Origin of the sequence: Natronorubrum texcoconense (assembly GCF_900100335.1) — an archaeon.
GTDB classification, from domain to species: domain Archaea; phylum Halobacteriota; class Halobacteria; order Halobacteriales; family Natrialbaceae; genus Natronorubrum; species Natronorubrum texcoconense.
In genome coordinates, this window is the sequence record NZ_FNFE01000004.1 from 56,838 (window position 1) to 69,319 (window position 12,482).

Consider the following 12,482-nt stretch of genomic DNA (forward strand, 5'->3'; position numbering starts at 1 on the left):
CACCCTTTACGCGCGAGCGCGACACGGGCGACGCGGCGAGTACCGCCGCATCGAAACCTCGAGTTTGTCGCTGAAACGGAGATACGGGTGGGCGGTGGGGGTCGTTTGGAGCGATCACTCTTCGAGCCGGGTATGTCTATCGTTATCGTGCAGTAAGGTGACACAAACGAAATACCGAGAAATCGCCCGTTCGGTATGAGTCTCCCTTCTGCGGTCGTCCTCGCGGCGGGTGAGGGGACCCGTCTCAGGCCGTTGACTCGGAATCGACCCAAACCGATGCTCCCGGCGGGAACCAGGCCCATCCTCGAGCACGTCTTCGATCAGTTGATCGAGGCTGGAATCGACTCGATCACGGTCGTCGTCGGCTACCGTGGCGACCGAATCCGGTCGTACTTCGGCTCGAGTTATCGCGAGGCCGATCTTACGTACGTTAGGCAGGACCGACAGCTCGGAACCGGACATGCGCTTCGCGCTGCGTCGTCGATCATCGACGGAACGACGATCGTCGTCAACGGGGATCAGCTCGTGGACAGCCGGCTCATCGACGACGTCGCTACCGCCCACGACGTCGACGCCGCCGCGACGATCGGTCTCGTCAGACGACAGGAGATCGGCGAGTACGGCGGCGCGATTCTCGATGACGATGGCACCGTCGCGGAGCTTGTCGAAAGGCCACAGGACAAGCGGGCGTACAAACTCAACGCCGGCGTCTACGCCGTCGAGCCGTCGATCTTCGACGCGATCCGTCGAACGGAGCCGACTGACGGCGAATCGTCGCTGATCGACGCGGTCACGACGCTGATCGAAGACGGCGAGACGGTTCGCGGCACCGTCTCGGACAGCTACTGGCTCGACGCGACCTACCCGTGGGATCTGCTCGATCTCTCAGACGCGCTGTTCGATACCGGCGTGATCGGTGACGAGGTCGCCTCCTCCGCGACCGTCCACGACTCGGCGACGATCCGCTCGCCGGTGGTGATCGACCGCGACTGCGAGGTCGGTCCCGGGGCGGTCGTCGGCCCACACACCTGTCTCGGCGAGAACGCGACCGTCGGCTCGAACGCTGTCGTCGAGCGGAGCGTGATCGACGCCGACAGCCGTCTCGGCGCCAACGCGACGGTCGTCGACTGCGTGACCGGAATCGGTGTCGACGTCGGCCACGCGTCCGTCGTTCCGGGCGGCCCTGGGGACGTTCGCGTCGGCGACCGGTTCTTCGAGGACGAGCCGATCGGGGCCTTACTCGCCGATCGGGTCACCGATCGCGGCGGCGTGACGTACGCGCCGGGGACCATCGTCGGGGCCACCGCGACGATCGCCGCCGGCACGACGGTCCGTGGTCGGATCGACGACGAAACCGAGGTGCGTTCCTGATGTGCGGAATCATCGGCTACGCCGGCGGTGAGTCGGACGACACCGTCCTCGAGCGACTCCTCCACGGCCTCTCGAACCTCGAGTACCGCGGCTACGACTCGGCTGGAATCGCGGTGGCGAACGCCCCGCTCGCGGTCGAAAAACGGCAGGGCGAACTCTCGGAACTCGAGCGCGCGCTCACCGACGGCGGCACGGATTCGGACGACTGGATCGGGAGCGACGCCGTCGACGGCTTCGACGGCCCGACCGGAATCGGCCACACGCGCTGGAGTACGCACGGCCCGCCGTCGGACGTCAACGCCCACCCGCACACGAGCCCCAACGGTTCGGTCGCCGTCGTTCACAACGGGATCATCGAGAACTACTGCGAACTCCGCGAGGAGCTGTCGGCGGCCGGTTACGAGTTCCGGAGCGATACCGACACCGAGGTCGTTCCCCACCTCATCGATCAGGAGCGTTCGGCGGGAGTCGACCGCTTTGCGGCGTTTCGCGCGGCGATCGACCGACTCGAGGGCAGCTACGCGATCGCGGCGGTGTTTCCCGGCTGCGAGACGATCTACGTCGCCCGACACGAGTCGCCGCTTGTTCTCGGGCTTGGCGAAGACGGCAACTTCCTCGCGAGCGACGTCCCCGCGTTCATCGAGTACACGAACCAGGTCGTCTACCTCGACGACGGCGAGTTCGCCGCGGTCTCGCCCTCGTCGGTCACCGTCTCCGACGAGTCGGGCGCCGTCGTCGAGAAGTCTATCGAGACGATCGACTGGGATCCGGAGGACGCCGGCAAGAGCGGCTACGACCACTACATGCGAAAGGAGATCACCGAACAGCCCCGGGCCATTCGGGACTGTCTGCGCGGTCGCATCGAAGAGCTGGGTGGCACCGTCTCGCTCCCCGAACTCGAGGGGCTCGAGAGCCCCTCTTCGGTCCAGTTCGTCGCCTGCGGAACGTCCTACCACGCGGGACTGTTCGGCGAGCGCCTGCTCCAGCGTCGGGGGATCCCCGCCCAGACGTTCGTCGCGAGCGAGTACGACGCCGACGAGCTGCCCGTCGACGAGGAGACGCTCGTCGTCGGCGTCACCCAGAGCGGCGAGACGGCCGACACGATGCGCGCGCTTCGGGGGGCGAACCGCGCCGGCGCCACGACGCTCGCGCTGACCAACGTCGTCGCCAGCTCCGCGGCGCGGGAGTGCGACCACGTGCTCTACATCCGCGCGGGCCCGGAGATCAGCGTCGCCGCGACGAAGTCGTTCGCCTCCCAGCAGGTCACCCTCTCGCTGCTCGCGACCGCGCTGGCCGACACCGCCGATCCCTCCTCGTCCGCCTCGCGCGAGCACCTTCGCGAACTCCGGCGGCTTCCCGATCACATCCAGTCCGTACTGGACGATTCGAACGCCCGATCAGTCGCCGAGGCGTTCCTCGAGTCCGACGCCTACTTCTTCATCGGTCGGGGGTACAACGCGCCGGTCGCGCTCGAGGGCGCGTTGAAGCTCAAGGAGATCACGTACCGACACGCCGAGGGGTTCCCGGCCGGCGAGTTGAAACACGGGCCGCTGGCGCTGGTCACGGAGGCGACGCCGGTGTTCGCGATCGTCTCGGGTCGGGAGAAGACGTCGGCGACGATCGGGAACGTGACGGAGGTACAGGCTCGCGGGGCGCCGGTCGTCGCGGTGACCGATTCGCCGGAGACGGTCGGCAGCCACGCCGACTACGTCCTCGAGGTTCCCGAGACGCATCCGGCGGTGATGCCGATCGTCGCGAACGTCCAACTCCAGCTGGTCGCCTACTGGCTGGCCGACGCGCTCGATCGACCGATCGACAAACCGCGGAACCTGGCGAAGAGCGTCACCGTCCTCTGATCGCGCCGATCGCGATCCGCGACGATACCGATCGTTCGGAGCGCTGTCCGTCAGTTCCGGCACGATCGGAGGGCGGTTACGGTTCCACCGGTACATCGGTACAGCAGACCGTCTCAGCCGGACTCGACGCCGGTGATCTCGAACCGGGCACCGCCCGCCCGTCCCTCGCCGATCGAGACGTCCCAGCCGTGGGCGTCGACGATGTCCTTCACGATTCGCAGCCCGAGACCGGTTCCCTCGCCGGTCGTATACCCCGGCTCGAAGATCAGGTCCCGGTCCGCCGCCGGAACGCCGGGACCGTCGTCTTCGACGAAGAACCCGTCCTCGAGCGTCCCGACGGTAACGGTTACCGTCGGTTTCTCACCGTCGTGCTCCTCGGTCGTTCCGTGAACGAGCGAGTTCCCGAAGAGGTTCTCGAGCAACTGGACGAGACGGGTTTCGTCGGCGCGGAGCGTCGTCCGCTCGTCGACCTCGATCTCGAGGGTCGAATCGACGTGCGGACTCGCGTTCCAGGCGTCGTTGGCGGTCGCGGCCAGCGAGACGGATTCGGTTTCGGCGGCGACGGTCCCCGCTCGGGCCAGCGACAGCATGTCGTCGATCAACGTCTCCATCCGCTCGTGGGCCGCCTGGACGTCATCGAGATACGGAACGTCGTCGTCGATCTGGTCCCGGACTAGCTCGAGGTAGCCCGTCGCAATGGCGAGCGGTCCGCGGAGATCGTGAGAGACGGTGCTCGCGAACTCGTTAAGCAGATCGTTCTGCCGATTGAGTCGCTCTTCGGCGAGCTTTCGACGCGTCACGTCCTTCTGGAAGCCGACGAAGTGCAGGCCCGACTCCCCGTTGCCACCGATCGGTGCGATCGTCACCTCGTTCCAGAACATCGTCCCGTCGCGCCGGTAGTTCCGGACGTCGACGGAAACCGGTTTCCGGGCGTCGATCGCCGCCCGCATCTCGTCGACAGGTTCCTGTCGCGTCCGCTCTCCCTGCAGAAACCGACAGTTGCGGCCGATGATCTCTGACTGCGGGTACCCGGTTAACTCGGTGAACGTTCGGTTCGCGTAGACGATCGGATTGTCCGCCTTCGAGGGATCGGTGATCGTGATTCCGACCGGGGCCTCGTCCATCGCCGCGTTCTTGCACTCGAGTTCCCGGTGGTTCCGGTACCCCGAGACGGCGTTCGTGATCTGGTTCGCGAGGAGTTCGTACTGGTTCGTTCCGCCCCCCTTCCTGAGGTAGTCGGTTACGCCCGCCGTAATTGCCTCGCTCGCGACCGCCTCGGAGCCGGAGCCGGTAAACAGGATCACCGGGAGGTTTTCGTCGAACTCTCTGATGGCCTCTAACAGTTCGATGCCGTTCATCGTCGGCATCTCGTAGTCCGTCACGATACAGTCGTATCGCTGCTCTCGAATGCGCTCGAGGGCGCCTTCGGGCTCCTCCTCGGTGTCGACGACCAGTGAGTCGGTCGTCTTCTCGAGAACCGCGGCCGTAAGTCCGAGTATTGCGGCGTCGTCGTCCACGCAGAGGACGCGGATCGGGCGGCCGGTCGGTACTGCCATACGATTCGTACGGTGCCAGCGGGCTTGAACGTATGGTGCGAGAGCCGACTCGAGCGGATGGAGCCGCTATCAACCGGCGACGATAGCTCGAGTATCAGTCCGATTCTGAGACGGAGAGCGAGCCTGAACGCCTTGCTTCGGGGTGTTGATTTATAGGAACGGGCACTGTTAATACGACCATCCGTGACCTCCGAACCGACCGACGCCGAGGCGGCGTTTCAGTACGAACTCCGCCGCAGACTGGCCGTGGTTCACGCGACCGCTGAAACCATGCTCGAAGACCCCGACGGCTCGCTGACGGTTGACCAGCGCGAGTCCGTCGAGACGATCCTCGCCGCGTCGAACGAACTCTCGTCACTCGTCGCTCACGACCCAGAGACGGTCGAGCCGGCGCTGGAGCCCGACGCGGACGGCGACGTGGCCGCACCCACGCCGAGCGTCGACGATCCCGACCGATCGGCGTCGATAGACCTCGTCCTCGAGTCGGGCCCGTTCGCCGACGTTCTCGTCGACCAACTCGAGCAGTCGGGATACGAACCGACGGTCGTCTCGAGCGTCGACGACGTTCGATCGTCGGCCGAGGGGGCCGACGCGGCCCGACACGTCGTCCTCGACTGGCGCGCCTTCCCGGAGCCGTCGATCGAGAGCCTCACGGCCCTGTTCGATCGACTCGAGGCGGGGACGTCGATCGCGTTGCTCTCGGTCGTCGACGACGAGTCGATTCCGGCGCCGGTTCTCGGCGTCTCGGGACTGCTCTCGCCGCGGGCGTCGACGGAGATGGTCGCGGACGTTCTCGCGTCGATCCACTTCGATCCTGACGACGAGCCTCGAGTAGTTGTCGCGACGGTGGACGACGACGCGGCCGAGGGCCGTTCGATGGCGGAGACGCTCGAGGCGGTCGGCTGTGCGGTCGACACCGTGTCGGTCGCAGAACTCCGGTCGCACGCGGATCGGGACGGGATCGATTGTGTCTTCCTCTCCGCCGACGGCGTCGATACGATCGACGACGCGACGCTCCGTTCGTTGCGGACGCCGGAGACGTCGCTTCCGGTCCCCGTCGTCGTCGTCGGTCCCACGCCGAAGGCCGACGACTGGCTGCCGGTCTGTGGCTCCCAACGCTTCGTTCGTCGGTCGGTCACCGCCCACGGACTGGCCGGCGAGATACTCCTCGCGATCGATCCAGAGGCCGAATCATGAGCGGACACATACTCGTCGTCGAGGACGACGAACAGATCTCGGAGATCCTCTCTTACCGGCTCGAAATCGCGGACTACGAAGTTACCGTGATCGACGACGGCGACGACTGCTGGGCGTATCTCGAGGAGGCCGACGAGCTTCCGGACGCGATGTTGCTCGACGTCATGCTCCCCGGCACCGACGGCTTCGGCGTACTGCGTCGACTCCAGCGAACGGACCGGTACGACGGAATGCCGGTGATCCTCATCACCGGCCGGGGGCTCGAGGACGACGTCATCCAGGGGTTCGACCTCGGAGCCGACGACTACATCGTGAAACCGTTCAGCCCCTCGGAAGTGGTCGCCAGACTCAACCGACTCCTCTGATGGTGTCGACACTGCTCGTCGCGGCCGTCGTCGTCTTCGCCATCTGTCTCCTCGTCGCCGCGGTCACCCTCTTCCTCTCGGTGATCCGCTTCTGGCTCGACCAGCGCCGCGAGGCGATTCGTGCGGAACTGATGCCGGAACTGTTCGTCCGTCTCGAGCAACCCGACCCCGACTGGGCCGGCTGGTACGAGAGCCACTCCCGACTCGAGCGGTACGTTATCCGGGACGTGGTCTCCCAGTACCTCCGCCGGCTTCGCGGCTACGAACGCCAACAATTGCTGTCGCTCGCTGCCGCGGCGAGCATCGACGACCGGGCGGATCGCTCGCTCGATTCGTGGCGACTCACGCGGCGACTCCGCGGGCTCATCTGGTTGAGCCTGCTCGAGCGACCGGTGTCGACCGATCGGCTGCGTACGACCTGTCTCGACCACTCCACGACGCGTGCGGCCGCTGCACGGCTGCTCCTCGTTTGCGAGGGCGAGACCGCCGCGGACGACGGGACGTCGCTGCTCTGCTTTCGTAACGACGAGCGGCTGTCAGTGTTCGGTCTCGATACGCTGTACCGACTCAATCGGGTCGATGCCTCGGCGCTGACGTCGAAGCTCATCGTCGACGGCGAGTGGTGGGACGAGGAACTGCTGTTGCAGTCGCTGCTCGTGCTCGCACACTGCCGCCTCGAGCGCCGATCCGACCTCCTCGAGTGGCTCGGAGAACTGCTCGAACACGATTCGCCGCAGGTTCGGGCCGCCGCGCTCGCCGCGTTCGAACGACAGGGCTGGAGTCAGGAGATTCGCGCCCGCGTCGACGTCGAAGGGGCGCTCTCGGACCCAGATCCGGGGGTTCGGACGGCGTGTTACGATCTGCTCGGGCGGTGGGGTGATACCTCCTCGATCGAGTGGCTCCAGTACGCCGTCGTGACGGATCCGAACGAGCGCTGTCGGCTGACCGCGGCGCGGACGCTCACCAAGGCCGGTGCGGCGCTGCCGTCGGCGATCGACGTCGACCCCGAAACCGAACCGGCTGAGGACGCGGCTGCGGCGATCGAGTGGGCGCGAGCCGAGTACAATCCACCACGGAGGGCCGCCGTCGGATGGTCGTAGCCGACCTGCTGTGGCTGGCCAGCCTCTTTTTCGTGGGCTACTTCGCCCTCGTCAACGGCAGCTATCTCTTCATCCATCTCGTCTCGTTCGTCGTCCTCCGGTGGAACATCCGTAACTGGCTGTTCAAGCCCACGTACGATCCGTACAGTTCGCCGTTCCTGCCGGGCATCGCCATCGTCGTCCCGGCGTACAACGAGGAGGCGGTCATCGTCGACTCCGTTCGCTCGCTGCTCAACATCGAGTACCCCAACGTCGAGGTGATCGTCGTCAACGACGGGTCGAAAGACGGCACGCTCGAGGCGGTCACGGACGATTTCGATCTGGACCGCGTCGAGGCCTCGGTCCCGTTCGATCTCCCCTGCGAGGCGGTTCACGACGTCTATCAGTCGACCGACCGCAACCTCGTCGTGATCGACAAGGAAAACGGCGGGAAGGCGGACGCGCTCAACGCCGGCGTCTTCTTCACCGACCAGCCGCTGTTCTGCGCCATCGACGCCGACAGCATGGTCGAACGAACCGCGCTGCTCGAGGTCGCCGAGCCGTTCCTCCGGCATCCAACCAAAACGCTCGCGACGGGCGGGGCGGTCCGCGTGGTCAACGGCTGCGAGACCTCTCGAGGCGTTATCACCGACGTCGGACTCTCGAAGAACCGGCTGGCAAACATTCAGGTCATCGAGTACCTTCGCGCGTTCCTCTCCGGTCGCATCGGACTCTCCGGCCTCGGGGGCCTGCTGATCATCTCCGGGGCGTTCGGGCTCTTCCGAACGAGCGCCGTCCGGGAGGTCGGCGGCTACTCGACGGAGACGATCACGGAGGATATGGAGCTCATCGTTCGACTCCACCGCCACTACGCCGACACCGACTACCGAATCGAGTTCGTCCCCTACCCCGTCGTCTGGACCGAGGTGCCGACGACGCGGAAGGTCCTCGGCGCTCAGCGGATGCGCTGGTTTCAGGGGCTGCTCGAGACGCTGTGGCTCCATCGATCGATGATCGGACGCCGAAAGTACGGCATGATCGGGCTGTTCGCGCTGCCGTTCTTTTTGCTCGTCGAAGCGATCGGACCGCTTATCGAGGGTCTCGGGTACGTCATCGTTCCGCTCGCGTTCATTCTCGGCGTGTTGAACGCGCCTTTTTTCGTCCTCTTTCTGGCGATCGCCATCGGAATCGGGACGCTGCTCTCGTGGCTGAGCGTGCTGAACGAGGTGATCAGTTTCCGACGGTATCGAAACCCCAGAGACATCGCCGCGTTGCTCGGCTACGCCTTGCTCGAGCACTTCCCCTTCCGACAGTGGAAATCCCTGATCGCGTGGATCGCGCTCGTGCGGTACCTGCGCGGCAACGCCGAGTGGGGCGAGATGGTTCGAGTCGGATTCGACTGATCGCTCGGGTTACGTCGGGGCTCGAAGGAGTACTCGAATGGTGGTTCCCGACTCGCCGTTCTCACCCTCCTCGATCTCCAGACGACCGTCGTAGCGGTCGACGAACGTCCGCACGAGGTAGAGTCCGACGTCGGAGCCGTTTACGCTGTGGCCGCGGTCGGCGACCCGTTCGCGATCGGCCGGCGGGAGTTCGGCCTCGGTGTCGGACACCGCCAGTTCGACGGCCCGGTCCGCATCGTGGTTACGCCGAACGGAGACCTTCACCTCGCCGCCCGGTCCGTTCTCGGGTGGAAGCGCACTCGTCAGCAGGTTCCGGACGACGATATTGAGGAACCGGTCGGCCCGAACCGGGCTCTCACCGTCCGGCCGGTCGAGGATCACCTCGCAATCGTTCCGGCGCTCGAGCCGCTCGATCTCCTCCTCGAGGACGAAGCTGAGATCCACCGCCGTCAGCGCCGGCTGTGACTCCTCGAGGGCCTGTACCGTCGCGCCGACGGACTCGGTGAGTTCGACGATTCGTTCGCCCGCCTCGACGATTCGCGAGACGGTTCGTTCCTCCTCGGGTCCGGACGGCTCGAGCTCCGCTGCCCACCCGAGGACGACGGTCGCGTCGTCTCTGATCTCCTGGCGGACCAGCCAGTGTAACACCGCGAGCTCCCGGCGCTGGCGCTCGAGTTCGCCGGTTCGACTGCGCCGTTCGATAGCGTACGCGACGGTCTGGGACAGCAACCGCGGCGTGACGTGCTCTTTCATCAGGTAGTCCTGTGCCCCGCGCTCGACCGCCTCCCGGCCGATCGTAGCGTCGTTCATGCCGGTCAGCACGACGACCGGCGTCTCCGTGACGACCTCGAGGACCGCGTTCAGCGTCTCGAGTCCGCTCGAATCCGGCAGGTTCAGATCGAGCAACACGAGGGCGAACGGTTCGGACGCCTCCTCGAGCGCCGTCCGACCGCCTTCGAGCGTTTCGGCGGTTTCGATGGTGACGGCCGGCTCGTCCGAGCCGTCGATCGGGCTCTCGCCCCAGTAGTCGGTGTGCTGGCGGAGCATCGTTCGGTACAGCCGCGCCTGCAGATCGTCGTCCTCGACGAGCAACACGCGCCGACCGCCGACCGCTCTCGTCGTCATAGCATCCCCACCACGCGGAGTCTCAAAACAGCTTGGCCCCGTTTCGGCGGCAGAGACCGCTGGTCCTCTTCCGAGCGTCGGCTGCCGGGCGAAAGCGAACACTACTGCACGTTTCGCTCAGCAGTTCAGACCGAGAACGACACTAATTCGGGTCGTCGTCCGTCGCTGACTCCGACTCCGACCCCGACTCGGCCTCGGAACCGTCCTCGTCCTCGCGCTCGAGGAGCCGTCGCCACGGCTCACGAGCCGCCGCTGTCGCCGCTCGTTCGGTCTCGAGCGCGTCCAGTTCCGCTCTGGCCCGTCGATACGGCTCGGTCGATTTGGCGGCCGAGCCGAGGTGCGTCTCGAGGAACGCGAGCCGATGGGCGCGCGCCTCGACGTCACGGGCGACCGGCGCGACGGTGTTGAGCCGGTTCAGTTCCTCGATCACGTCGATCAGCTCCGCTTTCGCGATCGGCTTTCGTAACAGCCGATCGGCCGGAATAGAGACGTCGTCCGGCGACACCTGTTTCGAGGTCAGAATTGCGACCGGCGTTCGCTGGCCGGCGTTCGCGACGGCCGCCACGATTTCCTCGCCGGAGAGGCCCGGCATCGCCCGATCGAGGATCGCGACGTCGACCGATTCGTCGAGCAGGGCCAGCGCCTCGCGGCCGTCGGCGGCCGTCACGACGTCGTAGTCGGCTGCAAGCCACACCGAGTAGAGCTCGAGCAGTCGTCGCTCGTCGTCGGCCAGCAACACCGTCGGTGCCCCGGTTCCCACGACGTAGGTCGCGTCCCAGTCGGCCATCGACTCGAGGATCGTGTACAGCTCCCGGCCGGCCGCGGTCAGCTCGTACTCGACGCGACGGGGCTGTTCCTGCACGACGTCCCGCGAGATGACGTCGTGTTCTCGCAGCTCCTCGAGGTTATCCGAGAGCACCTTGTTCGAGATATCCTCGAGTTCGCGTTTGCACTCTCCGAACCCCAGTCGGCCTTCGGTCGCGAGCGCGACGATCAACCGCGGTTTCCACTTGGTGCCGAGGATCGAGCCCGCGATCGTCTGCGCCGGATTCGGTGTCTGTGTCATAGTTCCCTGCTTGCTCGCTCGTGCTGTCGTGTCCGTACTAGCGCCGCGAGGATAAACGGGACGCCTCGACGGGTCTCGAGGTGGTGGTAACCTCGAGGTAACGCGCCCCGGATACATTCAGATCGCTGTCAGTACTGATGGTCACCGCTCCTCCAGTAGGTAATGACCGACGTACACCAGACCCCCTGTCCGCACTGCGGCTCGCGGTCGTTCGTCGACGATCGGATCGTCGAACACGACTGCGGGCACGTCGCCTCGCTCGAGGCGTTTTCCGACGGCTGCGAGAAATGTGGTCGGTCGGCGGCCGACGAGGAGCTATCGCCGCTCCAGACGATCGATCGCTGTCTCGACTGTGGCCACCGGTCGTCCTCGTCCAACGCGGAATCCACCGGCCCGTTACCGACGGTCACGTTCCCGACACTTCCGTCGTCCGAGGACCACCTGAACTGGGTGCCAGCGCGGTTGGTCCCCGAGTCTCAGCGAGCGCGACAGCTCTTCAGCACCGTTCTCGTGGTGATGGTGCTCGTCGCCGGTATCGCCGGTGCGGTGTCGGTGACGCCGATGCTCGAAGACGAGCCTGCCGAACCGGCGTCAGTCGACCGCTCCTGGGAGGAGTACGATTCGATCGTCGTCTTCAGAAACGACGATATCCAGCCGTATTACAACCAGGACGAACTGCGCGCGGTCAATCAAGTGTTCCTCGACGAGGAGGTGCCGGTCACGCTCGGGATCATCCCCGACACGGCCGGCGAGGCCCCGCTCACCGACGACCCGGATCTCTGTCCGTACCTGCGATCGCTCGAGGCGGACGCCCCCGGTCAGTTCGAGATGGCGCTCCACGGCTACACGCACGAGTCGGTGACCGACTTCTACGGCGGAAGCGAGTTCGGCGACCTCCCCCGCGAGGAGCAACGCGAGCGACTGGCCGACGGCGAGGCGCTGCTGGCCGACTGCGTCGAGTCGCCGTCCTCGACGTTCATCCCGCCGATGAACACCTACGACGCGACGACGGTCGAGGTGCTCGCCGAAGCGAACTACACGACCGTCTCCGGCGGCCAGTGGTTCACCGACCAGTACTACGACACCCCCGAGTCAGCCGTCTTCCAGGCTGGCGGTCTCACCCACGTCTCCGAGACGCAGGCGTTCGAGGACTGGGGCGCGTACGGCGAGGCGGGCGCGGACGGGGACGACGTTCCGTTCCACGACCTCGAGACGATGACCGACTCGTTCGACGAAGCCCACGCGAACGGCGACATCCACGTCGTCATGCTCCACTACCAGTACTTCACGACCGAGGAGCGACTCGATCAACTCGAATCGCTGATCCAGCACATGAACGGCGAGGGCGACGTCGCCTTCGTGACGATCGAACAGCTCTCGGTCGGCCTCGAGACCGGCGCGATCGAGGAGACCGACGACGGCTGGCGCGTCCTCGAGCCGATCGCCGAGGTGAGCCGATGAGCG

The 12,482-nt window shown here is 66.0% G+C and carries 10 protein-coding genes; 7 read left to right on the forward strand and 3 right to left on the reverse strand.

Annotation, left to right across the window (positions count from 1 at the left end; all coding sequences use genetic code 11):
- The first annotated feature begins 195 nt into the window (after positions 1 to 195).
- Both BLT08_RS13060 and glmS read left to right on the forward strand, forming a co-directional pair.
- On the forward strand, positions 196 to 1,371 hold the full coding sequence (locus BLT08_RS13060; protein ID WP_090307939.1) for a sugar phosphate nucleotidyltransferase: 1,176 nt from the start codon (positions 196 to 198) through the stop codon (positions 1,369 to 1,371).
- Positions 1,371 to 3,227, forward strand: coding sequence for a glutamine--fructose-6-phosphate transaminase (isomerizing) (gene glmS, locus BLT08_RS13065; RefSeq protein ID WP_090307942.1), 1,857 nt, complete (start codon positions 1,371 to 1,373; stop codon positions 3,225 to 3,227). The genes BLT08_RS13060 and glmS overlap by 1 nt, the downstream gene beginning before the upstream one ends.
- 113 nt (positions 3,228 to 3,340) lie before the next feature.
- Here glmS and BLT08_RS13070 read toward each other — a convergent pair whose 3' ends face one another.
- Entirely contained in the window at positions 3,341 to 4,783 is a 1,443-nt protein-coding gene (locus BLT08_RS13070) for a response regulator (RefSeq protein ID WP_090307945.1), read from the reverse strand.
- A 183-nt stretch (positions 4,784 to 4,966) separates the two neighbouring features.
- On the opposite strand from BLT08_RS13070, the gene BLT08_RS13075 reads away from it, so the two are divergent.
- From BLT08_RS13075 to BLT08_RS13090, 4 genes are read left to right on the forward strand one after another with little or no spacing between them, the layout of a single operon-like run.
- Positions 4,967 to 5,980, forward strand: coding sequence for a hypothetical protein (locus BLT08_RS13075; RefSeq protein WP_090307948.1), 1,014 nt, complete (start codon positions 4,967 to 4,969; stop codon positions 5,978 to 5,980).
- Positions 5,977 to 6,345, forward strand: a complete 369-nt coding sequence (locus BLT08_RS13080) for a response regulator transcription factor (protein ID WP_090307950.1) — start codon at positions 5,977 to 5,979, stop codon at positions 6,343 to 6,345. The genes BLT08_RS13075 and BLT08_RS13080 overlap by 4 nt, the downstream gene beginning before the upstream one ends.
- Positions 6,345 to 7,445: a HEAT repeat domain-containing protein gene (locus tag BLT08_RS13085; protein ID WP_090307955.1), complete on the forward strand. Its 1,101-nt coding sequence runs from the start codon at positions 6,345 to 6,347 to the stop codon at positions 7,443 to 7,445. The genes BLT08_RS13080 and BLT08_RS13085 overlap by 1 nt, the downstream gene beginning before the upstream one ends.
- Positions 7,436 to 8,827, forward strand: coding sequence for a glycosyltransferase family 2 protein (locus tag BLT08_RS13090; protein ID WP_090307960.1), 1,392 nt, complete (start codon positions 7,436 to 7,438; stop codon positions 8,825 to 8,827). The genes BLT08_RS13085 and BLT08_RS13090 overlap by 10 nt, the downstream gene beginning before the upstream one ends.
- Positions 8,828 to 8,836: 9 nt before the next feature.
- Here BLT08_RS13090 and BLT08_RS13095 read toward each other — a convergent pair whose 3' ends face one another.
- Both BLT08_RS13095 and BLT08_RS13100 read right to left on the reverse strand, forming a co-directional pair.
- On the reverse strand, positions 8,837 to 9,952 hold the full coding sequence (locus BLT08_RS13095) for an ATP-binding response regulator (RefSeq protein WP_090307964.1): 1,116 nt from the start codon (positions 9,950 to 9,952) through the stop codon (positions 8,837 to 8,839).
- Positions 9,953 to 10,094: 142 nt separating this feature from the next.
- A complete protein-coding gene (locus tag BLT08_RS13100; protein WP_090307967.1) occupies positions 10,095 to 11,018 on the reverse strand; it encodes a winged helix-turn-helix transcriptional regulator in 924 nt (307 codons plus the stop codon).
- Positions 11,019 to 11,180: 162 nt separating this feature from the next.
- On the opposite strand from BLT08_RS13100, the gene BLT08_RS13105 reads away from it, so the two are divergent.
- Positions 11,181 to 12,479 carry a DUF2334 domain-containing protein gene (locus BLT08_RS13105; RefSeq protein ID WP_090307972.1) on the forward strand — a complete coding sequence of 433 codons (1,299 nt, stop codon included), beginning with the start codon at positions 11,181 to 11,183 and terminating at the stop codon, positions 12,477 to 12,479.
- Positions 12,480 to 12,482 lie beyond the last annotated feature (3 nt).